26 protein-coding genes are annotated in these 26,996 nt (G+C 73.3%); 14 read left to right on the top strand and 12 right to left on the bottom strand.

The genetic code is table 11. The features are described from left to right. The first annotated feature begins 48 nt into the window (after nucleotides 1-48). On the top strand, nucleotides 49-1,362 hold the full coding sequence (zwf, locus tag H030_RS0117125; protein WP_027007013.1) for a glucose-6-phosphate dehydrogenase: 1,314 nt from the start codon (nucleotides 49-51) through the stop codon (nucleotides 1,360-1,362). Here the strand turns inward: zwf and H030_RS32970 are convergent. From H030_RS32970 to H030_RS32955, 6 genes are all read right to left on the bottom strand, one after another. After that, entirely contained in the window at nucleotides 1,311-1,925 is a 615-nt protein-coding gene (locus tag H030_RS32970; RefSeq protein ID WP_051222972.1) for a TetR/AcrR family transcriptional regulator, read from the bottom strand. The two genes, zwf and H030_RS32970, sit on opposite strands and share 52 nt — an antisense overlap. Next, nucleotides 1,922-2,953 (bottom strand): zinc-dependent alcohol dehydrogenase, encoded by a 1,032-nt coding sequence (locus H030_RS0117115; RefSeq protein WP_027007012.1) that lies wholly within the window; start codon nucleotides 2,951-2,953, stop codon nucleotides 1,922-1,924. The genes H030_RS32970 and H030_RS0117115 overlap by 4 nt, the downstream gene beginning before the upstream one ends. Before the next feature lie 48 nt (nucleotides 2,954-3,001). Next, entirely contained in the window at nucleotides 3,002-3,580 is a 579-nt protein-coding gene (locus H030_RS37340; RefSeq protein ID WP_051222969.1) for an HD domain-containing protein, read from the bottom strand. 89 nt (nucleotides 3,581-3,669) lie between these two features. Continuing rightward, a complete protein-coding gene (locus H030_RS0117105; RefSeq protein WP_027007011.1) occupies nucleotides 3,670-5,877 on the bottom strand; it encodes a lamin tail domain-containing protein in 2,208 nt (735 codons plus the stop codon). Nucleotides 5,878-5,953: 76 nt separating this feature from the next. After that, nucleotides 5,954-8,200 carry a putative bifunctional diguanylate cyclase/phosphodiesterase gene (locus tag H030_RS32960; protein ID WP_051222968.1) on the bottom strand — a complete coding sequence of 749 codons (2,247 nt, stop codon included), beginning with the start codon at nucleotides 8,198-8,200 and terminating at the stop codon, nucleotides 5,954-5,956. A gap of 78 nt (nucleotides 8,201-8,278) precedes the next feature. Continuing rightward, nucleotides 8,279-8,914 (bottom strand): class I SAM-dependent methyltransferase, encoded by a 636-nt coding sequence (locus H030_RS32955; protein ID WP_196809167.1) that lies wholly within the window; start codon nucleotides 8,912-8,914, stop codon nucleotides 8,279-8,281. A 62-nt stretch (nucleotides 8,915-8,976) separates the two neighbouring features. On the opposite strand from H030_RS32955, the gene dinB reads away from it, so the two are divergent. Next, a complete protein-coding gene (gene dinB / locus H030_RS32950) occupies nucleotides 8,977-10,200 on the top strand; it encodes a DNA polymerase IV (RefSeq protein WP_081690884.1) in 1,224 nt (407 codons plus the stop codon). Between the two features lie 170 nt (nucleotides 10,201-10,370). Here dinB and H030_RS0117085 read toward each other — a convergent pair whose 3' ends face one another. Next, nucleotides 10,371-11,348, bottom strand: coding sequence for a GlxA family transcriptional regulator (locus H030_RS0117085; protein WP_027007010.1), 978 nt, complete (start codon nucleotides 11,346-11,348; stop codon nucleotides 10,371-10,373). A gap of 72 nt (nucleotides 11,349-11,420) precedes the next feature. Here H030_RS0117085 and H030_RS0117080 point away from each other — a divergent pair, with 72 nt between their 5' ends. Genes H030_RS0117080 through H030_RS0117065 form a run of 4 tightly spaced genes read left to right on the top strand, consistent with a single transcriptional unit; the run spans nucleotide 11,421 to nucleotide 14,560 of the window. After that, complete coding sequence (locus H030_RS0117080; RefSeq protein ID WP_051222965.1) at nucleotides 11,421-12,680, top strand: MFS transporter; 1,260 nt, start codon at nucleotides 11,421-11,423, stop codon at nucleotides 12,678-12,680. A gap of 39 nt (nucleotides 12,681-12,719) precedes the next feature. After that, nucleotides 12,720-13,619, top strand: a complete 900-nt coding sequence (locus H030_RS0117075) for an SDR family NAD(P)-dependent oxidoreductase (RefSeq protein ID WP_027007008.1) — start codon at nucleotides 12,720-12,722, stop codon at nucleotides 13,617-13,619. Between the two features lie 51 nt (nucleotides 13,620-13,670). Beyond that, nucleotides 13,671-13,985 (top strand): hypothetical protein, encoded by a 315-nt coding sequence (locus tag H030_RS0117070; protein WP_155892110.1) that lies wholly within the window; start codon nucleotides 13,671-13,673, stop codon nucleotides 13,983-13,985. Further along, entirely contained in the window at nucleotides 13,982-14,560 is a 579-nt protein-coding gene (locus H030_RS0117065; RefSeq protein ID WP_027007006.1) for an exopolysaccharide biosynthesis protein, read from the top strand. The genes H030_RS0117070 and H030_RS0117065 overlap by 4 nt, the downstream gene beginning before the upstream one ends. Here the strand turns inward: H030_RS0117065 and H030_RS32945 are convergent. Further along, nucleotides 14,492-16,087: an MFS transporter gene (locus H030_RS32945; RefSeq protein ID WP_081690883.1), complete on the bottom strand. Its 1,596-nt coding sequence runs from the start codon at nucleotides 16,085-16,087 to the stop codon at nucleotides 14,492-14,494. The two genes, H030_RS0117065 and H030_RS32945, sit on opposite strands and share 69 nt — an antisense overlap. A gap of 50 nt (nucleotides 16,088-16,137) precedes the next feature. On the opposite strand from H030_RS32945, the gene H030_RS37335 reads away from it, so the two are divergent. Beyond that, a complete protein-coding gene (locus H030_RS37335; RefSeq protein ID WP_051222958.1) occupies nucleotides 16,138-16,866 on the top strand; it encodes a TetR/AcrR family transcriptional regulator in 729 nt (242 codons plus the stop codon). Beyond that, nucleotides 16,867-17,916, top strand: coding sequence for an LLM class flavin-dependent oxidoreductase (locus H030_RS0117050; protein WP_027007005.1), 1,050 nt, complete (start codon nucleotides 16,867-16,869; stop codon nucleotides 17,914-17,916). Here H030_RS0117050 and H030_RS37330 read toward each other — a convergent pair. Then, complete coding sequence (locus H030_RS37330; RefSeq protein ID WP_196809165.1) at nucleotides 17,899-18,867, bottom strand: GGDEF domain-containing protein; 969 nt, start codon at nucleotides 18,865-18,867, stop codon at nucleotides 17,899-17,901. The genes H030_RS0117050 and H030_RS37330 overlap by 18 nt on opposite strands. Before the next feature lie 235 nt (nucleotides 18,868-19,102). Between H030_RS37330 and H030_RS39170 the strand changes: the two genes are divergently transcribed. Then, complete coding sequence (locus H030_RS39170) at nucleotides 19,103-19,330, top strand: hypothetical protein (RefSeq protein WP_155892109.1); 228 nt, start codon at nucleotides 19,103-19,105, stop codon at nucleotides 19,328-19,330. Here H030_RS39170 and ilvB read toward each other — a convergent pair. After that, the gene (gene ilvB, locus H030_RS0117035; protein WP_027007003.1) at nucleotides 19,327-21,027 is read right to left on the bottom strand and encodes a biosynthetic-type acetolactate synthase large subunit; all 1,701 of its coding nucleotides are present in this window, start codon (nucleotides 21,025-21,027) and stop codon (nucleotides 19,327-19,329) included. The genes H030_RS39170 and ilvB overlap by 4 nt on opposite strands. 288 nt (nucleotides 21,028-21,315) lie before the next feature. Here ilvB and H030_RS37325 point away from each other — a divergent pair, with 288 nt between their 5' ends. The 4 genes from H030_RS37325 to H030_RS32925 are packed head-to-tail and all read left to right on the top strand — an operon-like array spanning nucleotide 21,316 to nucleotide 24,663. Then, nucleotides 21,316-22,107 (top strand): C40 family peptidase, encoded by a 792-nt coding sequence (locus tag H030_RS37325; RefSeq protein ID WP_051222954.1) that lies wholly within the window; start codon nucleotides 21,316-21,318, stop codon nucleotides 22,105-22,107. A 21-nt stretch (nucleotides 22,108-22,128) separates the two neighbouring features. Then, nucleotides 22,129-22,914 (top strand): tryptophan 2,3-dioxygenase, encoded by a 786-nt coding sequence (locus tag H030_RS0117020; protein WP_027007002.1) that lies wholly within the window; start codon nucleotides 22,129-22,131, stop codon nucleotides 22,912-22,914. After that, the gene (locus tag H030_RS0117015) at nucleotides 22,911-24,080 is read left to right on the top strand and encodes an aminotransferase class V-fold PLP-dependent enzyme (RefSeq protein WP_027007001.1); all 1,170 of its coding nucleotides are present in this window, start codon (nucleotides 22,911-22,913) and stop codon (nucleotides 24,078-24,080) included. The genes H030_RS0117020 and H030_RS0117015 overlap by 4 nt, the downstream gene beginning before the upstream one ends. A gap of 10 nt (nucleotides 24,081-24,090) precedes the next feature. Then, nucleotides 24,091-24,663 (top strand): hypothetical protein, encoded by a 573-nt coding sequence (locus H030_RS32925; protein WP_155892108.1) that lies wholly within the window; start codon nucleotides 24,091-24,093, stop codon nucleotides 24,661-24,663. On the opposite strand, the gene H030_RS0117005 is transcribed toward H030_RS32925, so the two are convergent. After that, the gene (locus H030_RS0117005; protein ID WP_027007000.1) at nucleotides 24,660-25,589 is read right to left on the bottom strand and encodes a LysR family transcriptional regulator; all 930 of its coding nucleotides are present in this window, start codon (nucleotides 25,587-25,589) and stop codon (nucleotides 24,660-24,662) included. The two genes, H030_RS32925 and H030_RS0117005, sit on opposite strands and share 4 nt — an antisense overlap. A gap of 78 nt (nucleotides 25,590-25,667) precedes the next feature. On the opposite strand from H030_RS0117005, the gene H030_RS32920 reads away from it, so the two are divergent. Continuing rightward, nucleotides 25,668-26,681, top strand: a complete 1,014-nt coding sequence (locus H030_RS32920; RefSeq protein ID WP_051222950.1) for a DMT family transporter — start codon at nucleotides 25,668-25,670, stop codon at nucleotides 26,679-26,681. On the opposite strand, the gene H030_RS0116995 is transcribed toward H030_RS32920, so the two are convergent. Next, the gene (locus tag H030_RS0116995) at nucleotides 26,580-26,957 is read right to left on the bottom strand and encodes an arsenate reductase family protein (protein WP_027006998.1); all 378 of its coding nucleotides are present in this window, start codon (nucleotides 26,955-26,957) and stop codon (nucleotides 26,580-26,582) included. The two genes, H030_RS32920 and H030_RS0116995, sit on opposite strands and share 102 nt — an antisense overlap. Nucleotides 26,958-26,996 lie beyond the last annotated feature (39 nt).

Here is a 26,996-nt window from a genome sequence, read left to right as displayed (position 1 = left end):
CCCGGGACGTGTGGTGCAAGCGCCGCCGGGTGGGTAGCGTCGAGGGCAATGGAGCCCTTCGTCATCGTCCTGTTCGGCGCCACCGGCGACCTCGCCCGGCGCAAGCTCTGGCCCGGGATGCAGCATCTGTTCGAGGCCGGGCTGATGCCCGACGAGGTCCGGATCGTCGGTGCCGGCCGCGAGGCGCCCGACCACGACCTCGTCGCCGACTGGCCCAAGGAGCTGCACGAGCTCGTCACGATGACCTCGGCCTCGGCCGACCACCACGAGGACCTCGTCAAGGACGTCCAGGCCGCGCACGCGCAGCTCGGCGACGGCTCGCGGACGATGTTCTACATGTCGATCCCGCCGTCGGCGATGACCGACATGGTGGACATGCTCGGCCGCAGCGGCCTCGCCGACGACCGCGCGCGGATCGTCATGGAGAAGCCGTTCGGCCACGACGTCGACAGCGCCAAGGCGCTCAACGCCAAGCTCCACGAGCACTTCGCGGAGGACCAGATCTTCCGGATCGACCACTTCCTCGGCAAGGAGGCGGCGCAGGACGTGCTGGCGCTGCGCTTCGCCAACCGGCTGTTCGAGCCGCTCTGGAACCGCCACCACGTCGCGCAGGTCCGGATCGACGTTCCCGAGGAGCTCGGGCTGGAGGGCCGCGCGTCGTTCTACGAGGAGACCGGCTGCTTCCGCGACATGGTCGTCACGCACCTCTGCCAGGTGCTGGGCTTCGTGGCGATGGAGCCGCCGTCGTCGCTGGACGCCGGGCACCTGCGCGATCGCAAGGCGGAGGCGTTCGCCGCGCTGCGCCCGTTCACCGCCGAGGACGCGATCTACGGGCAGTTCGAGGGCTACAGGGACGAGGACGGCGTGGCGAAGGACTCGACCGTCGAGACGTTCGTCGCGCTGCGGGCCTGGGTCGACAACGAGCGCTGGAGGGGCGTGCCGTTCTACCTGCGCACCGGCAAGGCGATGGCGCAGGCCAAGCGCACCGTCGAGGTCGTGTTGAGGGAGCCCGAGGGCGACCTCTACGACGGCGAGCACGCGCCCAACATCATCAGCTTCGAGCTGCTCGACGATCCGCAGCTGGCGGTCCAGGTGCGCGTCAAGGTGCCGGGTCCCACCAGCGCCGTCGCCCCGACCGCGCTCTCGGTCGACGTCGACCGCGCTCTGAGGACCGAGGGCCTCGAGGCCTACGAGCGGTTGCTCCACGACGTCTTCCGCGGCGACCACCTGCTCTTCACCCGCGCCGACGAGGTCGAGACCCTCTGGGAGCGCGCCGCGCCGCTGCTCGCGGACCCGCCCGCGGTCAAGCCCTACAAGAAGGGTTCTTGGGGTCCCGAAGAGGCGGTCGCCTGGTTCTCCTGAGCCGCCGCCGATGTCACGAGCGTCGCGGCGGCCCGGCGCGCGGCGCGCGCGACCGTGCGCGGGTCGCGCATCTGGGCCTGGGCGATGGCGCCGTCGAAGAGGACGGCGAGCTGGTCGGCGAGCGCGCCGGCGTCCGCCGCCTCCAGGCCCGCCGCGCCCGCCGCCACGGCGAAGACGTCGCGCGTCGCGGCCTTGTGGCGCGCCGCGACCGCCGTCGCCGGGTGGCCCGGGTCGTGGAGCTCCAGGCTCGCGTTCATGAACGGGCAGCCGTGGAAGCCGCGGCCGGTGAACCACGGCTCGAGCATCGCGAACGGCGCGAGCAGGCGCGCCCACGGGTCGTCGCCGGCGTGCTCCATCGCCGCCGCCAGCGCGGCGCGGGCCGGGCCGTCGGCGCCTTCGAGCGTCGCGACCAACAACTCGTCCTTGGTCGCGAAGTGGCGGTACAGCGTCATCTTGCCCACGTCGGCCTCCGCCGCGATCCGGTCGACGCCGACCGCCCGGATCCCCTCCCGCGCGAACAGCCTCGACGCCGTCCGCAGCACGCGCTCGCGCGCCGCGCTCACCGCGTGAACACCAACTTGGTGTAGTCCTCCAACAACGCGTCGGCCGCATCGTCGAAGGCCACCACCCTGCTCGTGACCGGCGCGACGTCGACCGCGCCCGACGCCAGCAGGTCCAGCACCGCGGGCGCACCGTGGCGGGCGTGGATCCGCCCCGTCGTGAACGTCCCGACCATCACGTACATCTGCAGCAGCGGCAGCGGCGGGACCGTCGCGGGGTCGAAGTAGATCGCGCAGCTCGTGCACAGCCCGTCGCGGTCGAGGCTGCCGACCGCCAGCGCGAGCCCCTCGCGCGTCCCCGCCGCGTCGACCGTGACCGGGAAGCGCTGGTCCAGCTGGTCCGGGACCTCGCCGAGCACGCGCGCGCCGTAGCCCTCGGCGATCGCGCGCCGCGCGGGGTCCGGATCGACATACAGCACATCCTCGGACCCCAGCGCCCGCGCCTGCGCGACCGCGTAGAGCCCGATCGACCCCGACGACGCGCCGCCGACCACCAGCACCGGCGCGCCCGGCCGCGCGGCGAGCCCCGGCGCGACCGCGCGGTGCGCGTCGGTGATGTTGTCCGACGCGCCCGCCGCCAGCTCCGGCGCCAGGCCGTCCGGCACCGGGACGAGCATCGCGTCGGCGTACGGCACCCGGACCGCGTCGGCCAGGAACCCGCCCCAGCGTGTGTTGTCCGGGCCGAACCCGAACCCGTAGGTCGCCGCGAACGGCACCGTCTCGCAGTTGCCGGTTCGCCCCGCGCGGCACGCGCCGCAGGTCCCGCAGTTGATCTGGAACGGCACCAGCACGCGGTCGCCGGGACGCACGGTCGTCACGCCGTCGCCGACCTCCAGCACCTCGGCGACGCCCTCGTGGCCGAGCGTGAACGGGGCCGGGAACGGCGACGCGCCCCCGACGATCAGCGCGTCGAGATCGCACGTGGCGACCGCGAGATGGCGGACGATCGCCTCGCCGTCGCCCGCGAGCCGCGGGTCCTCCGCGTCCCGCCACTCCAGCTGTCGTGGCCCGGCGTACGTGAGCGCTCGCATGAGCGGCGACGATACAGGTCTGTATCGTCGCCGTCGAGCGTCGAGCGCCTAGGCGCTCGGCGGCAGCAGCGCGAGCGCTTCCAGCTCGAAGCGCAGCTGACGGACCAGCGGCTGCGGCCCGAGCTTGCGCTCCAGCAGCGCCAGGCAGGCCCAGTAGTGCTCCAACTTGTCGCGGTCGACGGCGCCGACGGTCGTGCCGCGCGCGACCAACCCCAAGCGGAACTCCCGCGCCTTGGCGACCTTGTCGGCGGCGAAGACGGCCGCCGCCTCCGACGACGCGTTGGCGACGATCTCGCGCAGCTTCGCCTTGCGCTCGGCGTAGGACCCGTGGGCGTCCGCGGGCTCCGACACCGCCGCGACCAGCTCCGCGACCTCCGGCCCGAACCGCTCGGCGAGGTCGGCCTCCGTGGCGTCGGTGTCCTCGAGGACGTCATGCAGCACGCCCGCGGCGATCACATGGTCCGGGTAGTCCCGTCCCTGCAGCAGGTGCGCGACCTCCAGCGGATGCAGGATGAACGGCGCGTTGTCGGCATCCCGCCGCTGCCCCTCGTGCTCGGACGCCGCGTACTCCAGCGCGCTCTGCGTGATCGGCAGCGAGCCGACGAACGACGGGAACTCCGGGGGCACGCCGTCCAACCTAGCGCGGGCGACGGCCCCCGGCGGTGCGCGTTCTCAACGCCTTGACAACTCGCGCACCGCCTCCTCCCCGCGCCGGCTCAGCCCAGCGCCAGCGTCGCCACCGGCGGGTCGTGGTCGGAGACCTTCGTCGGCGACGTCGTCTCGTTGCGCTCGTAGTAGTCGTTGTCGAAGTGGACGAACTGGAGGCCGAGGGTCTGCTTCCAGAGGCCCTTGGTGACCAGGATGTGGTCCAGCGTCTGGAGCATGCCGTTGTAGCTGTAGGAGTACCGGTTCTGGGCCGGCGCCTTCGTCCAGAGGTTCCTCAGCGTCGTCTCGGCCACCAGGTCCGACGAGATCGCCGTCGAGTCCTCGAAGTCGTTCAGGTCGCCAAGGACCACAACTTGCGCGCCGAAGTTCTCCAGCCCCGAGACCGCGCTCGCCACGAACGACGCCTGCGCCTCGCGGCACGCCTCCGGATGGCCCTGCGACGCCCAGTGGTTGCCGATCAGCGTGAACCGCGTGTCCCTGACCTTGACGCTGATCTCCAGCGGCGGACGCTCGAACAGCTTGGTCCCGACGCCCGCGTCCTGGCAGCCGCTCTCGGTCGTCGTGGCATCCACACCGAGCTGCCGGACGTCCGTGATGTCAATGCCATTGCGAACCAGGAACCCGACCGCGACGTGGCGCGCGTCGGTCGACGGCCGCCAGACCTCCTGGTAGCCACCCACCTTCGCGGCGACCTCCTTGAGCGAGTCCTCGCTCGCGACCTCCTCGACGGCCAGGATGTCCGGCTTGTGCAACACCTTGATCGCGTTGGCCAAGCGGGTGGTCTTGGCGTCGATCTCGGCCTGCGTGAACGTGTGGCCGTCGTCGGTCATCCCGACGCCGAACAGGTTCTCCATGTTGAAGTTCGCGATCCGCAACTGGCCGGCGGCCTTCGCGGGCGCGTCCGGCGGGTACGTCGTCGGCCCCTTCACCACGACCGGCTTCGGGGAGCCCGGCTGCGGCTGGATCTGGTACTGCGAGAACGCGAAGCCGAGCGGCCCGGTCGCGCCGGTGACCTTGTCGAACAGGTCGGCCTTGACCCGCGTCGTCGACGCGGGCGTCTCGCTCGGGTTGGTCGGATCGACGTCGGCGCTGCCCGCGTCCTGGCCGAGGACCACCTGGTCCGCGGGCCCGACCGGCGTCGCCGCGTCGCGGAAGACCCGCTTGCGCGGCGCGTCCGGCTGCAGGAACGTCTCGCCGAACTTGTCGGTTCCACCACCGTTCAGCGTCCCGGAGGGCAGCGTCACGCGCATGCCCTCGAGCGTCTCGTAGTACGGCCGGTTGCCGCTCGACGCCACGGTCTGCGCGCGGGCGCTCGCCGTGTCGATCGTCACCGCCGCCGGCAGGTTGGCGGCCTTCGCCGTCCCCGTGAACGCCGGCGTCTGGCCGGACGCGTCCAGCGTCGTCAGGTTGAACAGCTCGGTCACGGTGCCCGACACCGTGACCGTCTGACCGATGTGCGACGCCGCGCGATCCGCGGCCGCCAGCCCGCCGACGAAGATCCCCTCCGACGTCTGCGTGTTGGTGTCCTGCGCGATCGTCGGCGTCTCGACGTAGATCCCCGCCTGGCGCGGGTCCAGGTTGACGTAGTTCGACACGCCCTGCTGGTTGTCGACCCCGATCACCACCCCCGTGATCGACACCTTCTGACCGACCAGCGGCGACGTCATGCCGCTGCCCTGGATCGCGTCGATCGCCGTCGGCTGGGGCGGCGCCACGCACGGCGCGCCACAGGCGGTGCCGTTCGCGCTGCCGCTCGGCGCGCCGAAGTCCGCGGCGTTGTCGTCCGTGTCGGTGCCGTGGCGCGTGAACGTGAAGTCCGACCCCGTCGTCGGGAACGTCAGCCCCGTCCCCTCCGCGCACGCCGTCCCACCGGCGCCGACCCCGTCCTGCACGACGCCGCCGCCGTCCCGGATCTGGAACCCGCCGGCCTCGGTGACCTGGAAGGTGTAGGACGCGTCCGCGGTCCCCGTGTAGTCGCCCGCGTTCTTGCCGAGCACGAACGTCGAGCCCGCCGGGAGCCTGGTGCCGGACGGCAGCCTGTCGCCGTCGGTGCCGATCCTCGACGACCCGCCCGACGTGTAGCAGTCGTAGAGCTGCCAGCCCGAGAGATCCACCGTGGAGCTCCCAGTGTTCGTCAACTGCACGTATTCGTCGTACTGCGACGCTGCGGTCCGCAGCCGCAGCTGCGAGATGACGACGCCCGAGGGCGACGTGGCGCTTGCGAGGGCCGGGGCGACCAACAGGACGCCCAACGCCATCAACAAGGAAAGTGGTGCGAGAACGCGAGACCGGGTCACGGCGGGAACCTATTCCCGCCCTGGCCGACTTCGGGTTTCAGACCTGTGACGGATGTCCGACCGCGAGCAATGGCGCCGGGCGACCGAACAGCCATCCCTGCGCCAGATCGCAGCCGGCCTCGCGCAGGAACGCCTCCTGATCGGCCTCCTCCACGCCCTCGGCGACCATCGTCAGCCCGAGCGCGTGGCCGAGCTCGATGATCGACCGGACCAGCGCCGCGTCGCGCGGCTCGCCGCCCAGCCCCGCGACGAACGAGCGGTCGATCTTGACGCTGTCGACGTCCAGCCTGCGCAGGTACGAGAGCGACGAGTAGCCGGTCCCGAAGTCGTCGACGCTCAGCGCGAGACCCAGCGCACGCAGCCTGCGCAGCGCCTCCGCGGTCGCGTCGTCGTCGGCGAACACCGACTCGGTCAGCTCGATGACCAGGTCGCGCGCGTCGGTCCCGCACTGCTCGAGGATCGCCGCCACGCGCTCCGGGAACCCCGGCTCACGCAGCTGCACCGCCGACACGTTGACCGCGACCCTCACGCCCGGGATCTGCGCGCGCAGCGCGCCGAGGTCGCGGCACGCGCGCTCCAGGACCCACTCGCCGATCCCGACGATCAGGCCCGACTCCTCGGCGACCGGGATGAAGCGCGCGGGCGAGATGTCGCCGTGGCCGGGGTGCGTCCAGCGCAGCAGCGCCTCCAGGCAGGTGACGCCGCGGTCGCCGAGCCCGACGACCGGCTGGTAGTGCAGCGCCAGCTCGTCGCGCTCCAGCGCGTGGCGCAGGTCCTCGCGCAGGTCGAGGCGCTCGCGCGCGGCGTGCAGCATCTCGGGCCGGAAGACCACCAGGTCGCTGCCGCCGTGCTCCTTGGCCTTGTACATCGCGATGTCCGCGTTGCGGACGACGTCGGCGGGGGTGACCGCGGTCTGCGAGACGACGGCGATCCCGATCGACGCCTCGACGTGGACGGTCCTGCCCTCCAGCTCGACGGGCGCGTCGAGCGCCTCGCGCAGGCGTGCGGCGAGCTGCAGCGCGGCGGCCTCGGCGTCGCCGTTGTCCTCCAGGAGGACGGCGAACTCGTCGCCGCCGAGGCGCGCGGCGGTGTCGCTGCCGCGGACCACCAGGTCGAAGCGGCGCGCGCACTCCACCAGCAGCTCGTCGCCGGCGGCGTGGCCGAGCGAGTCGTTGACGGCCTTGAAGTCGTCGAGGTCGACGAGGACGACCGCGACGCCGTTGTCGGCGCGATGCCGGCGGCGCAGCGCCTGGGCGAGGCGGTCGTCGAAGAGCGAGCGGTTGGGCAGGCCGGTGAGCGCGTCGTGGAAGGCCTGGTGGCGCAGCTCGTCCTCCATCGAACGCCGCTCGGTGACGTCGCGCAGCGTGAGCACGAGGCCGCCGACGGCGGGCGTGGCCAGGAGGTTGTCGCCGACGGCTTCGAGGTGGACGGTCGAGCCGTCGTGGTGGCGGACGGCGACCTCGAACGCGGGACGCGGGCCGTCGGGCTCGGCGCGCAGGCGCTGCAGCGCGGAGGTCGCGCGGTCGCGGTCGGGCGCGTCGATCAGCTCGAGGATCGGGCGGCCGAGGATGTCTTGCGGCTCGCGGCCGAGCGTGCGGTTCAGCGCGGCGGCGGTGACGTCGGTGACGTGGCCGGCGGCGTCGAGGACGACGAGGATCTCGCTGGACTGCTCGACCAGCGCCCGGAAGCGCTCGGCCGCGCGGCGGCGGGTGCGGCGGATCAGGAGCGCCATCGCGGCAAGGACCGCGCCGACGGCGGCGATCGCGGCGAGCGAGCCCTCGACCAGCCGCGTGTTCGCGGCCGACGCGCGCGCGACCGCGTGGCGCTCGGCGGCGCTGAGCGCCGAGTCGAGCAGGTCGGTCGTCCCGAGCAGCGTGATCGTCAGGTCGCGATGGGCCAGCTCGACGGCGCCGCCGTTGTCGCTGTTGAGGTCGCGCATCTCGGTGCCGATCCCGGTCAGCAGCTCGTCGACCATGAGCGTGACGCGCTGGTGGTCGGCGTCGCCGCCAGGGAGGTCGCGGAGTTGCCCGGTCTCGCGCGCGATCTGCCGCTGGAGCTGCCGTGCCTCCTGGGCGATCGTGAAGTCGGCCGAGCCCTCGGCCAGCCCGTGCCAGCCGACGGCCTGGGCGCGGACGAGGTTGGACCGCAGGCGCTGGACCGCCGTGCGATCGTCGGCGCGACGGTGGGCGTCGCGGGACAGGTTCAGGACGGAGACGGAGGCGATCGCGAGGATCGCGACGGTGGCGGCAGCGGTCAGCAGCAGCCTGAAGGGCAGGGCACGCACGCTCAGGTCGATCGGCGATCTGGCGCGCGGGCGTACCGCATTTCACAGGTTGGTCACAGGTGTTAAGGCACTCGTTCCTCAGCTCCGGGTGAAGTGGGCGGTCCAGGACTGGCGTCGGTCCGGGGCCTCGGGGTCGGGGCCGAGGTGGATGTCGCGGGCGGTCAGGCCCGTGAGCGTGTCGAACTTGTTGATGGTGTTGCGGTTGAGGAACCACGGCGGGCCGTCGCCGGGCCGGTGGTCCGGGCCGTCGTCGTCGCGGGCGATCGCGATGACGATCAGGTCGCCCTGGGGTGCGACGAGCGACGCGATCGCCTCGATCGCCTGGGTGCGCGGCGGGTCCGGGAGCGCCTGGACGGTCCAGACCTCGACGACGAGGTCGAACGCGTGGCGCCAGTCGGACGGGAGCCTGAGGAGGTCGGCGGTGACGTACTCGACGTTGCTGTCCGGGTGCAGCTCCTGCGCGCGCCGGATCGCGGTCGGCGAGAGGTCGAAGCCGACCGTGTTGTAGTTCTTGCTCGCGATGTACTCCGCGTCGGTCCCGAGGCCGCAGCCGACGACCGCGGCACGCTTGGTGTTCGCGCCGTCGAGGCCCTGAGCTTCGACCCACTGCTCGAGCGAGATCCGCTGGCGCTCGCGCTGCCAGGGCGGGTCCTGCTCGGTCTTCGCGTACAGCTCCTCGAACCAGCCGAGGTCGGTGCGGGGTCGGTCGCTCATCGTGGTCCGCATCCTGGCAGACGCTGGATCTCGTCTGTGTGACATGCGAACATACGTTCGCCATGCCGGAAGCCACCGTCCTCCACGCCGACCTCGACGCGTTCTTCGCGTCCGTCGAGCAGCGCGACGACCCCACGTTGCGCGGCAGGCCGGTGCTGGTCGGCGGCGGGGTCGTGCTGGCGGCGAGCTACGAGGCGCGCGCGTTCGGCGTGAGGTCGGCGATGGGCGGGACGAAGGCCAGGAACCTGTGCCCGGACGCGATCATCGTGTCGCCGCGGTTCAGCGCGTACGTGGAGGCGTCGCGGGAGGTGTTCCGGATCTTCCGCGACACCGCGCCGGTGGTCGAGCCGCTGTCGATCGACGAGGCGTTCCTGGACGTGCGCGGGATGGAGCGCTTCGCGGGGACGCCGTCGGAGATCGCGACGCGGCTGCGCGCACGCGTGCGCGACGAGGTCGGCCTGCCGCTGTCGATCGGCGTGGCGACGACCAAGCACCTCGCGAAGGTCGCGAGCAACGCGGCGAAGCCCGACGGGTTGTTGGTGGTGTCGCCCGAGACCGAGTTGTCGTTCTTGCACCCGCTGCCCGTCGAGGCGCTCTGGGGCGTCGGTCCCGCCACGGCGAAGCGCCTGCGCGAGCACGGGATCATCACCGTCGGCCAGCTCGCCGGGATGCCCGTCGAGTTGCTGTGCTCGATCGCCGGGCCGGCGGTCGGCAGGCGCCTCCACGACATCTCGCACAACCGCGACCACCGCCGCGTGAGGTCCGGCCGCGGCCGCCGCTCGATCGGCTCGCAGTCCGCGCTGGGCACCCGGAGGCGCTCGCCGGAGTCGATCGACGCGATCGCCGTCTCCCTCGTCGACCGGGTGTCGCGCCGGCTGCGGAAGTCCGACTCCGCCGGCCGCACGATCGTGTTGCGACTGCGCTGGGGCGACTTCACCCGCGCGACCCGCTCGAAGACCCTCCCCCACCCCACGAGCAGCACCGCGACGATCCTCACCACCCTGCGCTCGTTGCTGCTCACCGAGCAGGAATCGATCCGTCGCCGCGGCCTCACGTTGTTGGGGCTGTCGATCACCAACCTCTCGACGACCCGCGACCTCCAACTCGAGCTCCCCCTCGAAGGCCCGACCCACCAAGCCCTCGACACCACCATCGACGCCATCCGCGACCGCTTCGGCACCTCGACGATCTCTCGCGCCCGCCTCCTCAACACCCCCACCCGCACCTCCGCCTGGCTCATGCCCGACGACACCCCCGCCACCATCGACGACCTCTTCTCGCGGTGACCTTCCGGAGAGGCGGCGCGACACCACGCCTCTGAATCGACACGACGCAACGCCTCTGGTTCGGGACGGTGCGGCGGCGAGTCTGGAACGGCGAGCCAGGCGGCGCGCCTCTGGGTCGACGCGGTGCGACGCTTCTGGTTCGGGACGGTGGGGCGTTTCTGGGCGGCGGGTCAGGCGGCGCGGAAGGTGCGGCGGTAGGTGGTGGGGCGGGTTGAGGTGGCGCGGTGGAAGTGGGTGCGGAGGGCCGCGGCGGAGCCGAAGCCGGAGCGGGTGGCGACGGTCTCGATCGGGAGGTCGGTGGTTTCGAGGAGGCGGCGGGCGTGGTGGATGCGCTGGGCGGTCAGCCAGCGCTTCGGGGACTCGCCGGTCTCGGCGACGAAGCGGCGGGCGAACGTGCGGGGGCTCATGTGGGCGTGGCGCGCGAGCAGCTCGACGTCGAGGGGTTCGTCGAGGTGCTCCAGCGCCCAGGCGCGGGTCGGCGCGAGCGAGTCGCCGGCGTCCACCGGGACCGGCGCCGCGATGAACTGCGCCTGGCCACCATCGCGATGCGGCGCGACGACGTTCCAGCGCGCGACAGCCGTCGCCGCATCCGCCCCGAAGTCGCCGCGAACGACGTGCAGGCACAGGTCCATCCCCGCCGCCAGCCCGGCGGACGTCAGGACGTCGCCGTCATCGACATACAGCACATCGGGATCAACATCAACTTCCGGGAACTCCTCCGCCAACCGCCCGCAGTAGCCCCAGTGCGTCGTCGCGCGCCGGCCGTCGAGCAGCCCCGCGTGCGCCAGCGCGAACGCGCCCGTGCAGATCGACATCACCCGCGCGCCCCGCGCGTGCGCCGCCGACAACGCCTCAAGTGCTTCATGTTGACCACCGACCACGTCCGGCACCGCGCCCCCGACGACGACGAGATCGGCACCCTCGACCGCGCGCAGATCGGCCGTCGGCGCGACCTCGACGCCCATCGACGTCCGCACCGGCCGGCCGCCCGCCGCCGCCAGCTCCAGCGCGTACCCGAGCCGCGGCCGCGCCGAGACGATCGGCGCCTCGACCGACCCGAAGACCGTCGTCGCCGTCCCGACGTCGAACAGCACCGACCCCTCCATCAACAGCACCACGACCCGCCGCCCCGGCGCAGAAGATGCCATTGGCAGAAAATAGACGAACATCGTCGTTTCTGCCACTGGCGGCATGCGTCCCCGGACGGAAGGCTGCAAGCCATGAGGATCCATCGCGCATGGTTGGTCGCCGCAGCAGGGTTCATCGCGCTGCTCGCGGCCGCGGCGATCCGGGCGACGTTCGGCGTCCTGATGGAGCCGTTGATGATGGAGTTCGGCTGGTCGCACGGCGCGATCTCGACGGCGGCGTCGGTCAACCTGGTGGTCTTCGGCCTCTCCGCCCCCTTCGCCGCCTCGCTCACCGAGCGCTTCGGCCTCACCAAGGTCGTCGCGATCGCCCTCGGCGCCATCGCCCTCGCCGCCGCGCTGCTCACGCAGGCCACCCAGCTCTGGCAGCTCTACGTGATCTGGGGCGTGCTCGCGGGCGCCGCGACCGGCGCCGTCGCCCCCGTCCTCGCCGCGACCGTCGCCAACCGCTGGTTCGTCGCCCGCCGCGGCCTCGTCGTCGGGATGCTCACCGCCGCCAACTCCACCGGCCAGCTGATCTTCCTGCCGCTGATGGCCCACCTGACGACCCACGGCGACTGGCGCTGGACGATGGCCGTCGTCGGCGGCGCGGCGGTCCTGGCGCTCGTCGTCGTCCTTGCCGCGCTGCGCGACCGCCCGGAGGACCACGGGCTCGTCCCCTACGGAGGCACCGCGGCGGACATCGCGCAGAGCACGCGCCGCCCCGCCCTCCAGGTCCTCCGAGAAGTCGCCCGCGACCGCGTCTTCCTCGTCCTCGTCGGCTCGTTCTTCATCTGCGGCGCGACGACCGTCGGCCTGATCGCCGTCCACCTCATGCCCGCCGCCCACGACCACGGCATCCCCGCCGGGACCGCCGCCGGGATGATGGCCCTGATGGGCATCCTGGACATCGCGGGCACGACCGGCTCCGGCTGGCTGACCGACCGCTACCCCGCCCGCCGCCTGCTCGTCATCTACTACTCCGGCCGCGGCCTGAGCCTCGTGATCCTGCCCTTCGCCCTGGACTCGCGCGGGCCCGTCCTGACCGCCTTCACGATCTTCTACGGGTTGGACTGGATCGCCACCGTCCCGCCGACCGTCGCGCTCGTCACCCAGCGCTTCGGCCGCGAGACCGGCCTCGTCGCGTTCGGCTGGATCTTCGCCGGCCACCAGCTCGGCGGCGCCGCCGCGGCGTGGTCGGCCGGTGCGATCCGCGACGCCTCCGGGACCTACGACGGCGTCTTCCTCGTCTCCGGCGTCCTCTGCTTCGGCGCCGCGCTGCTGCTCGCCGCGACCCGGATCCGCCCGCGCGCCGCCGCCACCGCGCCACCACCGCCCCTCGCGCAGCCCGCCTAGGAGTAGTCCACGGCGCCGCCCACGCCGTACCCCTCCAAGATGAACAGGTTGCTCGACGCCGCGCTGGACCGGACCATCGTCGGCGGCTACTCCCGCGCCGGCTACGCGCTGCGCGCCCGCGGCTTCGCGCCGCTCCCCCGCCTCGACGGCGCGACCGTCGCGGTGACCGGCGCGACCTCCGGCCTCGGCCTCGCCGCGGCGCAGGGCTTCGCCCGCCTCGGCGCCCGGACGATCCTCGTCGCCCGCGACCCGGAGCGCGGCGAGCAGGCCCGCGCGGCGACCGCCGAACACGGCACCGCCGAGCTGCGGATCGCCGACCTCGCACGCCTCGACGACGTCCGCCGGCTGGCAACGCAGCTCCAGGACACCGACATCCTCATCAACAACGCCGGCGTCCTCCCGCCCCACCACACGCTCACCGTCGACGGCCACGAGCTGACCTTCGCCGTCAACGTCCTCGCCCCGTTCCTCCTCACCGCGCTGCTCCCCAACGCCCGCCGCGTCATCACCGTGTCCTCCGGCGGCATGTACGCCCAGAAGCTCGACGTCGCCGACCTCGACTCCACCGCCGGCGACTTCAGCGGCACCAAGGCCTACGCCAAGTCCAAGCGCGCCGAGGTCGTCCTCAACGAGCTCTGGGCGCAGCGCGGCCGCCCCGGCATGCACGCGATGCACCCCGGCTGGGTCGACACGCCCGGCCTGCAGCGATCGCTCCACACCTTCCACTCGATCGCGAAACCGATCCTCCGGACCCCGCAGCAGGGCGCCGACACCATCGTCTTCCTCGGCGCCATCGACCCCTCTCCGCCCTCCGGCCGCTTCTGGTCCGACCGCCGGCAGCGCCCCACGCACTACCTCCCCACGACGCACGAGACGCCCGAAGCACGACAGCAGCTCTGGGACGCCTGCGTCACCCGCACGCAGGCACCCGTCGCGTAGGCTCGCCCACGAGCCCACGTGATCGTCCGCGAGCACCGTCCCGACAACGCCATGGCCGACCCCGGCGAGATCATCGCCTTCCGCGACGCCTGCTCGCCGCTGATGGGCGCGCTGCTCGACGAGCTCGCCGACCACCCCAACACCTCACGCGCGTTCCCGGAGATCGAGGACGCCATCGGCTGGCCCAGGCGTCGCATCAGCTCGGTCCTCGGCGGCGTCTTCCACCTCCGCACGACGCAGTTCCAGGGCCGCCGCCCCTACCACTTCCACGACTCCAAGTTCAGCCGCTCCGGCCGCTGGGAGCTGTGGGTCGACGACGTCCAGGCCGCCGCGATCCGCGAAGCGACGGCGGCAACGCCGACATGAAGGCCTCCGACCAGCTCGAGCAGTGGCGCACGAACGACAGCCCCAAGACGCTCGGCGGCCTGATCGAGACGTTCGAGGAGAAGTCGTTCGCGCTGCTCTTCATCCTCCTGCTCGGCCTCCCCGCGCTGCCGCTGCCGACCGGCGGCGCGACCCACGTCTTCGAGATCATCGCCATGCTGCTCGCGCTCCAGCTGATCGCCGGCCGCGACGAGATCTGGCTCCCGCGCAGGTTCAAGAACACCAGGTTGGCCGACGGGTTCATCGCCAAGCTGCTCGGGACGATCCGCAGGCTCGAGCGCTTCAGCAAGCCCCGCGCGCGCCCGCTCTTCGAGCACCGCCTGTCCAACATCGTCTTCGGCGTGCTCGTCCTGGCCGGCTCGATCGCCGCCTTCGTCGCCCCGCCGTTCACCGGGCTCGACACGCTCCCGGCGCTCGGCGTCGTCTTCCTCAGCCTCGGCTTCGTCATGGAGGACATCGCGCTCGTCGTCGTCGGGATCGTGATCGCACTAGTAGGCGTAGGCCTTGAGATCGTCCTCGGCTCGGCCGCCGTCCACGGGATCAGCTCCCTCTTCTGAGAGGTCGAGGTCGTCCGGGATCGTCAGCCGCGCGAGCACCGCGGCCGCCGCCAGGATCCCCGCGCACACGAGCAGCGCGACCTGCGCGCCCGACGCGAACGCGCCCCGCGCCGCACCCGCCAGCCCGGCGTCACCCAGCGACACCGCGCCCTGGACCGACGCCCGCGCCACGCCCGGCGCGCCCGCCGGGAGGTCGTGCCGGTAGACCTCGTTGAACACCGAGCCCAGCAGCGCGACGCCCAGCGCCCCTCCGATCTCCTGGAACGTGTCGGCCAGCGCGGCGCCGATCCCGGCCGCCTCGTCCGGAAGGCCACCAAGAACGGCGAGCGCCGCCGGGGTGATGACCATCCGGACGCCCGCGCCGAACACGAGCAGCCCGGCCGCCAGCGGCCAGTAGCCGCCGTGTGGCAGCGCGAGCGCGACGCCCGCGATCGCGACCGAGCACCCCAACATCCCGAGCGCCGCCGCCCACGCCGCGCCCCACCACCGCGACACCACGCTCAGCAGCGCGCCGCCGCCGATGACGCCGACCGCGATCGGCGACGACCGCACGCCCGCCTCGATCGGCGAGTAGCCCATGACCACCTGCAGCTGCTGGGTGATCAGGAACAGCGAGCCGCTGATCGCGAGCATCAGCCCCATCTGGACCACGCCCGGCCCCGCGACCGCCCGCCTTGCCACCGCGCGCACGTCGAGCATCGGGTGCGCGGCGCGCAGCTCCCACCGCACGAACGACAACCCGCACAACAGCGAGCCCGCCGCCGGGCCGAGCACCGCCGCCGACAGCCAGCCGTGATCCGGGCCGTCGACCAGCGCCGCGACCAGCCCCAGCATCGCGCCCAGCGACAGCGCGGTCCCGAGCAGGTCGGCCGGCGCCGCCCCCGCACCGCCCGGCCGGACCCGCGGCGGTGCGTCGCGCGGGATCGCCCGCCACGCCACGACGCCGGCCACGGCCGCCAGCGGCACGTTGACCACGAACACCGCCTGCCACGCGAAGACCTCCAACAACGCACCACCGATCAGCGGCCCGAGCACGAACCCCAGGGCCCCCGCCGCGCCCGCGATCCCGACCGCGGTCGCCCGCGCCGGGCCCTCGAACGACCGGTACAACAACGCGATCGTCGAGGGCATCAGGAACGCCGCGCACGCGCCGGTCACCGCGCGCACCGCGATCAGCCCCTCCGCGCTCGACACCGACAACACCAACAACGACGCGCACGCGAACGCGGTCAGCCCGCCGAGCAGGACGCGCCGGCGCCCGAGCCGGTCGGCCAGCGAGCCGCCGGTCAGCAGCAGGCCGCCGAAGAGCAACGAGTAGGCGTTGACGACCCACTGCAGCTGGCTGGTCGACGCGTCGAGGTCGCGGGCGATCGACGGCAGCGCGACGTTCAACACGGTGTTGTCGATCGTCACGACGAGCGTCGCGAGCACCAGCGCGGCGAGCACCGGTAGCCCCGCGCGCAGCGTCCGGGCGGGCTCCGCGCTCGGACGTCGTTCGAGTTCTAGAACGTTGTTCGAGTCGAGCATGCGCGGTAGTGTTCTCGAACGTCGTTCGAGTGTCAAGCCCGACCCACACCATGGCCAAGCCCAACCGCCCCGCCTTCAACCACCGCAAGGCCTCCGCCGCGCCCCAGCGCAAGCCGCCGCTGGACCGCGAGCGGATCGTCGCCGCGACGATCAACATCCTCGACAGCGAGGGTCCCGGCGCGCTGACGTTCCGCCGCCTCGCCGCCGACCTGGGCGCGGGCGTCGCCACGCTCTACTGGCACGTCGACAGCAAGGAGGTCCTGATGGACCTCGCGCTCGACCACGTCCTCGGCGAGGCCGACAAGGGCTTCGACGCCCACCCCGACCAGCCGTGGGACCAACGCCTACAACAAGGCATGGTCGAGCTGTGGGAGCTGCTCGCCCGCCACCCGTGGGCCGCCCACCAGGCGATCCTCTCCGACAACCGCGGGCCCAACCTCCTGCACCACTGGGACCGCGCGTGCGCGCTGCTCTTCAGCATCGGGCTGGAGCCCGACGACGTGTTCTACGTCATGTCCACGTTGTTCACCTACGTGGTCGGCGTCGGCATGGCCAACGCGCTCTGGCACGACTACGGCGCCGCCGACCAGGAGACCAACCACGCCGCCGAGCTGCAGGCGGCCGCGCAGCTGTTCGACGAGATCCCCGAGGACGAGTACCCCGACTTCCGCCGCGTCCTGCCGGTCTTCACGACGCACACCCAAGAGGTCGAGTTCCTGCGCGGGCTGGACCTCGTCCTGGCCGGCATCCGCGCGCGGGTCGCTACCGTCGCGGGGTAGATGACCAAGAAGCGCATCGGGTTCCTGTCGTTCGGCCACTGGCAGCCCGTCCCGGGCTCGCGCACCCAGACCGGCCAGGACGCGCTGCTGCAGTCGATCGAGCTGGCGGTCAACGCCGAGGCGCTCGGGATCGACGGCGCCTACGTGCGCGTCCACCACTTCGCGCGCCAGCTCGCGTCGCCGTTCCCGCTGCTGAGCGCGATCGGCGCGCGCACGTCGCGGATCGAGATCGGCACCGCCGTGATCGACATGCGCTACGAGAACCCGTTGTACATGGCCGAGGACGCGGCGGCCGCCGACCTGATCGCGGGTGGCCGGCTGCAGCTCGGCGTGTCGCGCGGCTCGCCGGAGCCGGCGCTCGACGGCGCGGCGACCTTCGGCCACGTGCCCGCCGAGGGCGAGACCGACGCCGACATGGCCCGCCGCCACACCGCGGACTTCCGCGCGGCGATCGCGGGCGCGCCGGTCGCCGACGCCGACATCCGGATGACCGGATCGCGCGCGCGGCTGGCGATCCAGCCGCAGTCGCCGGGGCTCGGCGACCGGATCTGGTGGGGCTCCGGCACGCGCGCGACCGCCGAGTGGGCCGCGCAGCAGGGCATGAACCTGCAGTCCTCGACGCTGCTGGTCGAGGACACCGGCGTGCCGTTCGACGAGCTGCAGGCCGAGCAGATCCGGCTCTACCGCGCCGCGTGGGAGATCGCCGGCCACGACCGCGAGCCGCGCGTGTCGGTCAGCCGCTCGGTGATCCCGCTCGCCAACGACCTCGACATCGCCTACTTCGGCGACCGCGCGCTCCAGGACGGGAGCGACCAGGTCGGCTACCTCGAGGGCGTCCTGGCGCGCTTCGGCAAGTCCTACATCGGCGAGCCCGACAGGATCGCCGCCGAGCTCGCCCAGGACGCCGCGGTCCAGGCGTCCGACACCGTGCTGCTGACCGTTCCCAACCAGCTCGGTGTCGACTACAACACCAACATGCTCCAGACGATCGCCGAGCACGTCGCCCCGGCCATCGGCTGGGAGCCGGCCGACTCAGGCCGCGTCGCGTAGCGCCACGACCGCACGGTCGCGGCCCGCGTGCTTGGCGCGGTAGAGCGCCGCGTCGGCGGCGCGCATGAGCAGGTGGACGGTGTCGGCGTCCGGGCCGTGGGTGGCGATGCCGGCGCTCACGGTGAGGCGCAGGTCGGGCGCGATGTCCTCGTCGCGCAGGCGGCGCATGACGTCGTCGGCGTAGGCCTGGGCGGCGCCCGCGTCGGCGCCGGGCAGCGCGACGGTGAACTCCTCGCCGCCGACGCGGGCGACGTGGTCGCCGTCGCGGGCCGCGGCGGTCAGCGCGCCGGCCAGCCGGATCAGCGCCTCGTCACCGACGAGGTGGCCGTGGCGGTCGTTGAACCTCTTGAAGTGGTCGAGGTCGACCATCACGACCGCGAGCGTCCCGTCGCCCGCGCTCGCCCGCGCGACGAGCGCCTCGACCAGCGGGGCCAGCCCGCGCCGGTTCAGGACGCCGGTCAGCGCGTCGGTGTCGGCGGCCCTGGCCAGCGCGGCCTGCAGCTCGCGCTCGCGCGCGGTCATGACCATCACCAGCCCGGTCATCAGCCCCACCGACAGGACCGTGCCGATGATCGTGTCGGCGCGGTTGGTCGCGTACGGGTTGACGGCCACCGCGACCGTGACCGTCGTCGTCAGGACCGCGAACCCGGTGGCGACGACCGCGCGCCGGGCGAAGTACGCGAGGTGCACGAGCGGCCAGAGGAAGAAGAACGGGGTCGCGCCGATCGCGTTCGACGACCCCATCAGCAGGCCGAGCATGACGATCGAGATCATCGCCCCGACGTGCACGACCCAGCGCCACGGCGGCAGCAGCCACACGGCCAGCCCGCACAGCGCCGTCCCGCCCGCGCCGATCAGCTGGACCTGGCGCGCGGTGTCGGTCAGATCCGGCTTCAGCACGGCGCCCGCGGCGCACACCGTCGACCCCACGCCGAAGAGCGTGAGGGCCACCCGGCGCTCGAGCGCCGGGCCGTCCCGGTCGGCTGGGGAACGCAGTCCCATCGGATGTGGGATCGGGACCGCTGCAAGATCTTTGAGCGCTGACACGCCGTTCTCAGCGCATTGGCGCGTTCCCACTCCGCGTCTACACCGTTTGTGGGAGCTGTCCGGCCCTCCGTAGTCCGCCGCAGAACACGGCGGTTGCGCCCGGATGGCGGCGCTTGCGCGCGCCCGTAGCGTCCTGATCATGCCTGCCCAGACCGCCGACGCCGTCGTCATCCCGCCGCTGCCGCGGTGCGTGTGGTGTGGCGAGACGATCGGGGTGTTCGAGCCGCTGGTCTACGAGGCCGGTGAGCCACGGCGGGTGGTGCGCAGCGCCGTGCTGCGGCTGCCGGAGGAGCTGCGGCGTGATGGCGGCGGTGGGCACGCGGCGTTCTTCCACGCCGCGTGCCACGAAGCCGCTGAGTGCCGCTAACCGATCATGTCGCGGGCGGCCGCGCCCGGGGCGAACATCGGCAGGCAGTCGGCGTCGGGCGCGACCGCGACGTCGAGCAGCGCGGGGCCGTCGGCGTCGATCAGCCGCGCCACCGCGTCGTCCACGTCGTCGGCCTGCTCCACGCGCTCCGCGTTCGACCACCCACACGCCCGCGCCAGCAGCGCCCAGTCGGGCGCCGGGCCGAGGTCGACGTCCTGGCGGCGCCCGTCCCAGAACAGGTCCTGCTGCTGGCGGACCATGCCCAGCGCGCCGTCGTTGATCAGCAGCACCTTGACCGGGAGCGCCTCGGCGCGCGCGGTCACGAGCTCCTGCATGTTCATCAACAACGACCCGTCGCCGGACACGCACACGACCGTCGCGTCCGGCCGCGCGACCTGCGCGCCGAGCGCCGCGGGCAGGCCGAAGCCCATCGTGCCGAGACCGCCGCTGGTGAGCCACCGCCGCGGCGCGTCGAAGCGCAGGCGCTTGGCCGCCCACATCTGGTGGTTGCCGACGTCGGTGGTCACGATCGTCTCGCGCCCCGCGGTCGCCCGGCGCAGCGCGTCGAGCGCGTGGGCCGGGTGGATCGCGCCGTCGTCCGGCGCCTCCGGATCGGCCTCGGCCGAGCGCCACGCGTCGAGCACGCGCCACCACTCGCCGAGGCGCTCGGCGTCCGGGCGCAGCTCGCGCACCGCGGCGGCGAGCGCGGCCAGCGTCGCCCGCGCGTCGCCGTGCAGCGCCACGTCGGGCGTGCGCAGCTTGCCGATCTCGGCACGGTCGATGTCGAGGTGGATGACCTGCTTGGCGGCGGGCGCGAACTGGTCCAGGCGCCCGGTCACGCGGTCGTCGAAGCGCGCGCCGATCGCGACCAGGACGTCGCACTCGTCGACCGCCCAGTTCGCGGTCCGGCAGCCGTGCATGCCGAGCATCCCGAGCCAGCGCGGGTCGCTGGCCGGGAACGCGCCCAAGGCCATCAACGTGGTCGTGACCGGCAGCCCGCCGCCGGCGTCGGCCAGCGCGCGCAGCTCGGCGCCCGCGCCCGCGTGGACGACGCCGCCGCCCACGTAGAGCACCGGCCGCCGCGCGCCCGCGAGCGCCGCGGCGGCAGCGCGGACCGCGGCGCGGTCGGCCACCGGCGGCGTGGCGTCGAAGCCGGCGGGCAGGGTGGCGGCACCGCCGCCGCTCAGCGCATCCCGCGGCACGATCTCCCGCGCCACGTCGCTCGGCACGTCGACCAGCACCGGCCCCGGCCGCCCGCCGCTCGCCACGGCGAACGCCTCGCGGATCGCCGGGACCACGTCCCGCGCCCGCTCGACCGCGATCGCGTGCTTGACGATCGGCGCGGTGACGCCGATCACGTCGGTCTCCTGGAACGCGTCGGTCCCGCGCAGGTCGGTCCGGACCTGGCCGGTGATCGCGACGATCGGCGTCGAGTCCATCATCGCGTCGGCCAGCGGCGTGACGAGGTTCGTGGCGCCCGGCCCGGACGTCGCGAAGCACACGCCGACGCGGCCGGTCGCGCGCGCGTAGCCCTCGGCGGCGTGGCCGGCCGCGGCTTCGTGGCGGACCAGGACGTGGCGCAGCGCGCTGCCGTGGAGCGCGTCATGCAGCGGCAGCGACGCGCCGCCGGGCAGGCCGAAGGCGACCTCGCAGCCCTCCTGCAGCAGGGCGGCGATCAGGGCGTCGGCGGCGCGCATGTGCGTGCTCCTGGAACGTCGTTGTTGAGGATGTTGGAAATCGGAAGGACTACGAGAAGGCGAAGGCCACGCATGGTGCGCTCCTTGGGGTCGAGGCGGTGAGGAAGGTGCCGCTGGCGCTCTAGAGCGCTACGAGCACGCCGCCGCTGGCGAGCGGAAGCTCGCGAATGCGGAGGGCGGCGTGGATGTGCGCGAGATGCGCCATTCGTCCGGGGACGATACACGCCCTGACAGCGTTCTGACAACGCCGGTCCAGACCGGCAGGCGCGCGGCCGATCGACCGGGACGATGGTCTTCCGCCGCCTCCCCATCCTCCTCGCCACCGCCCTGCTCGCCGCGTTCGCCGCCGCGCCCGCCGCCCACGCCCAGCAGGCCGCGACCGACAGCAACGGCGCCTACTCCGACGCCGACGGCTCCTACTGGGGCCCGGACGACTCGTACGACGACTACTCCGACGACGACGCCGGTGGCGACCCCTACGACAACGGCGCGACCGGCGGCCAGACGCCCGGCGTGAGCTCGCCGTACACACCGCCGACGACCGGGACCACCACCACGCTGCCCGGCCAGACCTCCCCGTCCACGCAGCCGCCCACCGGGACGCTGCCGCCCACGCCCGGCACGCTGCCGACGATCCCGGTCACCAGGACGATCGCCGGGAAGACCGCGCAGCTGCGCACCGACGGCAAGGCCGCGATCCCGCGCGGCGCGCCGAAGGTCGTCCAGACCGTCATCGCCGCGGCCAACAGGATCATCGGCAAGCCCTACCTCTGGGGCGGCGGCCACGCCAGGCTGATCGACAAGGGCTATGACTGCTCGGGCTCGGTCTCGTTCGCGCTGATCGGCGCGTCGCTGCTCGCCTCGCCCGAGGTCTCCGGCGCGCTCGCGCACTGGGGCGCCGCCGGCAACGGCAGGTGGATCAGCGTGTACGCCAACAAGGGCCACGTGTACATGGAGGTCGCGGGGCTGCGGCTGGACACGTCGCCGGTCGGCGACTACACGGGCAGGATGGGCGTCCGCTGGCGCCCGCTGATCGGCAAGCGCAACGGCTTCCACACGCGCCACCCGCTCGGCCTCTAGGCACCGTGAGATAGTCGGGGCGTGAGCGACGCCCCACCCTCCTACTGGTCCTACCTCGCGCTCGACGAGCTGCTCGCCGCCCAGCGCCCGCGGTCGGAGGAGCACGACGAGCTGTTGTTCATCGTGATCCACCAGGTCAGCGAGCTGTGGTTCAAGCAAGTCCTCCATGAAGTCGCGCACCTGCAGCGCGCGCTGGAGAGCGGCGACGCGACCGCCGCGCTGGAGGACCTGCGGCGCGTGCTGGCGATCTTCAAGACGCTCGTCGGGCAGATGGACGTGCTGGAGACGCTCACGCCGCGCCAGTTCGCGTCGTTCCGCGGCCAGCTCGGGCCGGCATCGGGGTTCCAGAGCGCGCAGTTCCGCGAGTTGGAGGCGGTGCTCGGCGCGCGCGACGACGCGGTGATCGCGCGGACGCCGGAGGGCGTCGCGCGCGAGCGGGTCGCGGCGGCGATGGCGCGCCCGGCGGTGTTCGACTCGTTGTTGCAGTACTTCGTGGCCGGCGGCCATGCGGTCCCGGAGGCCGTGCTGGGGCGCGATTTCGCTGCGCCCTACGAGGGCTCCGAGGACGTCCAGGAGATGTTGTTGTCCGTCTACGCCGGGGACGACGGCCTCGGCGCGCAGGTGTGCGAGCGGCTCGTCGACCTCGACGAGGGCCTGCAGGAGTGGCGCTACCGGCACGTGAAGCTGATCGAGCGGACGATCGGCTCCAAGGCCGGGACCGGCGGGTCGTCGGGCGCGGAGTTCCTCCAGCGGACGCTGTTCCAGCCGGCGTTCCCGGACCTCTGGGCCGTGCGGTCGCGGCTGTGAGCGCGCTCGCCGACCGGCTCGCCCCGCACTACGTACGCTTCGGCGTAACGGAGCGGCTGCTGCTGACCGGGCACTCGCACCAGGCGTGGCCGGACGCCGCGCTCGACGGCGTGCTCGAGGCGTTCGACGACGCCGCCGAGCTCGTGGACGAGAAGTGGGCGCGCGCGTTCGCCGCGGCGGACGCGGTCCGGGCGGGGTTCCGCGTGTGGTTGGACGACGAGGACGACGCCGCGCTGGCGTTGGGGGCCAACACGCACGAGCTGGTCGTGCGCATGTTGTCGTCCTTGGACCTGCGCGCGCGGCCGCGGATCGTCACGACCGGCGGGGAGTTCCACACGCTGCGCCGCCAGCTCGCGCGGCTGGGCGAGGTGCCGGGGGTGGAAGTTGTCGTCGTCGATCCGGAGCCGGCGGACACGCTCGCCTCGCGGCTCGCGGACGCCACCGACGAGGGCACCGCGGCGGTCTTCGTCTCGGCGGTGATGTTCGGCACGGGCGCGGTCGTCGCGGACCTCGGGTCGCTCGCGCGCGCGTGTACCCGTGTCGGGTCCGAGCTGGTCGTCGACGCCTACCACGCGCTCGGGCCGACGCGGTTCTCCGTCCGCGACGACGGGTTGCAGGAGGCGTGGGTCGTCGGCGGCGGCTACAAGTACCTCCAGCTCGGCGAGGGCTGCTGCTTCCTGCGGATCCCGCCCCACGCGGCTGCGTACCGCCCGGTGATCACCGGCTGGTACGCGGAGTTCGGCGACCTCGCCGCGGAGCGACCCAATCACGTTGCCTACGCCCGCGACGACCCCGCCGCCCGCTTCGCCGGGTCCACCTACGACCCGACCTCGCACTACCGCGCGGTGCGCGTGTTCGAGTTCTTCCACCAGCAGGGCCTGGACCGCGACACGCTCCCACCCGAGTACGCGCGCCAAGTCCACCACCTTGCCTCCGGGGTCAAGTCGCTGAACCTGCGCGACGTCGAGCGGGCCGCATCCGAAGCCGGCTTCCTCGCCCTCCGGACCCCGCACGCCGCCGCCTACCAGCAGTCGCTGCTGCACGACCACGGCGTCCTGACCGACTGCCGCGGCGACGTCCTGCGCCTCGGCCCCGCGCCCTACCTCACCGACGCCCAGCTCGACGCGGCGGTCGCCGCGCTCGGTGCTGTCGCCGCCGATCGGTAGCGTCTGCTGCATGGCCGAAACCCCTGAGCAGTTCTACGCCCGCACCGTTGCCGCCGGGTGCCGCACGCCGCCGGTCGAGGAGTGGGCGTCGTGGCCGTTCGAGGGCAGCGTGACGCCGAAGGCGCTCGTCCCGCCCGCGCCGGAGCCGCCGCGCATGGGCGTCGGCGGGGTCGACTGCAGGGCCTGCGACGCGCCGGACGACGCGTACTTCTGGACCGACGACCGCTGGCGCCTGCAGGACGCCGGCCCCGGCGGGCTGCCGTTCGTCTGCGTGCTGGAGCCGCGCGTCCACGCCGACGAGCCGAGCGATCTCGGCCCGGAGCTGGCGCGCGAGATGGGCTGGATGATCGCGCGCGTCGAGGAGGCGGTCCGGGCGATCGGGCACATCGGGCGCGTGCACATCAGCCGCTTCGCCGACGGCGCCGAGCACATGCACTGGTGGTTCATCGCGCGGCCGGCCGACCAGGCGCAGTTCGCGATGATGACCGCGGTCATCTGGGACGACGTCCTGCCGCCGGTCCCGCAAGACGTATGGGATGACAACAAGGCCGCGGTCGCCGCGGCGATGGACGCCTCGCGCTAGCGCTGGACCGCCGCGGCGGCCGCCCGGACCGCGTCGCGCAGCGCGACGACCGAGGGGCGCCTGGCGTCGGCGGCCCGGGTCGCCATGAAGATGGTGCGGTCGATCGTCCCCTCGGCGATCGGCCGGACCGCGACGCCGGCGCGGCCCTCGGGGCCGACGAGCTGGGGCAGCAGCATCACCGCCTGCCCGGCGACGACGAGCGCCAGCCCGATCGCCGAGTCGTTGGCGCGGTGGCGGACGTCGGGGTCGAAGCCGCCGAGCTCCCGGCACGCGCGGACCGTCATCTCCTCCCAGCCGGTCCCGGGATGGCCGGTGACCCACGGCGCGCCGGCGAGGCTCGCCAGCGGGACCGCCGTCCTGGCGCGTCGTCCCGTGCGCACCGCCGGGTGCGCGTCCGGGAGGACGAGCGACACGGGGTCCAAGAGGATGTCCTCGCGCACGACGCCGTCGGGCCGCGCGCGCGGCTGATGGCGCCACTCGTCGGCGAGCACGAGGTCGAGGTCGCCGAGCGCCAGGGCGGGCAGCGACTGCTCGGGCTCGGCCTCGACCAGCTCACAGCGCAGCCCGGGCGCGGCCTGCGCGAGCGTGCCGATCGCCGGGATCGCGACGCGCATCGCCATCGACTGGAACGACGCGATCCGCGCGCGCCCCGCGGGACCGCCGCCCGCCGCCGCGGCGAGGTCGGCCTCGGCCAGCTCGGCCTGGCGCAGCAGCACCTCGGCGTGGCCGACGAGCACGAGCGCGTCGTCGGTCAGCCGGACGCCGCGGCCCGCGCGGGTCAGCAGCGTGCGCCCGGTCTCGCGCTCCAGGACCGCGAGCTGCTGCGAGACCGCCGACGGCGTGTACTGCAGCGCGTCGGCGACCGCGGCGATCGTGCCGCGCGCGTGCAGCTCGCGCAGGAGGCGGAGTCGGCGGAGATCGAGCATTCCGTAGCGATCCTAACGCGAACTCGTAACGAAGCGGTGTTGTTCCTACGCAATGGCCGCGCCAAGATGCGACCCGCGATGTCCCCCGCGCCCTCCCCCAGCCACTCCCCGACCGGTGCCCTGTTCTGCCTCGCCTCCGCGGCGGGCTTCGGCGCGATGGCCGTCTTCGGCAAGCTCGCCTATCGCCACGGCGCCACGGTCGGGACGCTGCTCGCCGTCCGGTTCGCGCTGGCGGCGGCGGTCCTCTGGCTCCTGCTCCTCCTCACCCGCCGGTCGTCGCTGCGGACGCTGCGGCGTCTCCCCCGCCGCGACGTCGGGCTGGCGCTCGGCCTCGGCGCGCTCGGCTACAGCGCGCAGGCCGGCGCGTACTTCGCAGCGCTCGACCGCCTCGACGCCTCGCTGCTGGCGCTGTTGTTGTACACGTTCCCGATCGTCGTCACGGTCGCGGCGATCGCCCTCGGGCGCGAGCTGTTCAGCACCCGGACCGCGGCCGCGCTCGGCCTGGCCAGCGGCGGGTTGCTGCTCGTGCTGGCCGGCGCGGCGGCGGGCGCGCTGGACCCGCTCGGCACCGCGCTCGGCCTGATCGCGGCGGTCGTCTACAGCGCCTACATCTTGGTCAGCGAGGGCGTGACGCGGCGCGTCGAGCCGCTGCTGCTCTCGACGCTCGTCTGCACCGGCGCGGCGTTCACGCTGAGCGTGGCAGGCGTGCTCGGCGGTTGGCTGGACCTCGGCGCGGTCGACGCCGCGGGCTACGGCTGGATGGCCGCGATCGCGCTCGTCTCGACCGTCGCCGCGGTCGGCCTGTTCTTCGCCGGCCTCGCCCGCGTCGGCCCGTCGAGCGCGGCGATCCTCTCGACCTTCGAGCCGGTCGTCACCGTCACGCTCGCGTTCCTCGTCTTCGGCGAGTCGTTCTCGCCCGCGCAGCTGTTCGGCGGCGCGCTCGTCCTCGCCGCCGTGCTGCTCGTCCGCGCCCGCCGCGCGGTGCCGCGGCTAGCCCTCGGTGACGCCGCCGGCGGCGGCCCAGTCCAGCGCGCGGCTGCGCGGGCGGCCGATCATCGCCCGCTCGCCGTCGTCGAGGATCGGGCGCTGTAGCAGCGACGGGTGGGCGAGCAGCGTCGCGACGACCTCGTCGACCGGCCAGCCGTCGGCCTCCAGACCCAAGTCCTTGTACTTCTTGTCGCGGCGGATCAGCGCGTCGACCGGATCGCCGACCAAGCGGCCCGCGAGCTCGCGCAGCTCCTGCTCGTTCAGGCGCTCGGCGACCAGCAGGTACCTGCGGACCTGCACGTCGTGGCCCGCGCCTTCCAGCGCGTCGAGCGCGTGGACGGACGTGGGGCAGTTCGGGTTGTGGAGAAGCGTCAGCGGCACGCGCGGGATCCTACGGGTCACCACTTTCGACCGCCGCAG

Source organism: Conexibacter woesei Iso977N, from assembly GCF_000424625.1.
GTDB classification, from domain to species: Bacteria; Actinomycetota; Thermoleophilia; order Solirubrobacterales; family Solirubrobacteraceae; genus Baekduia; species Baekduia woesei_A.
This window is presented reverse-complemented; position numbering and strand designations above follow the sequence as displayed.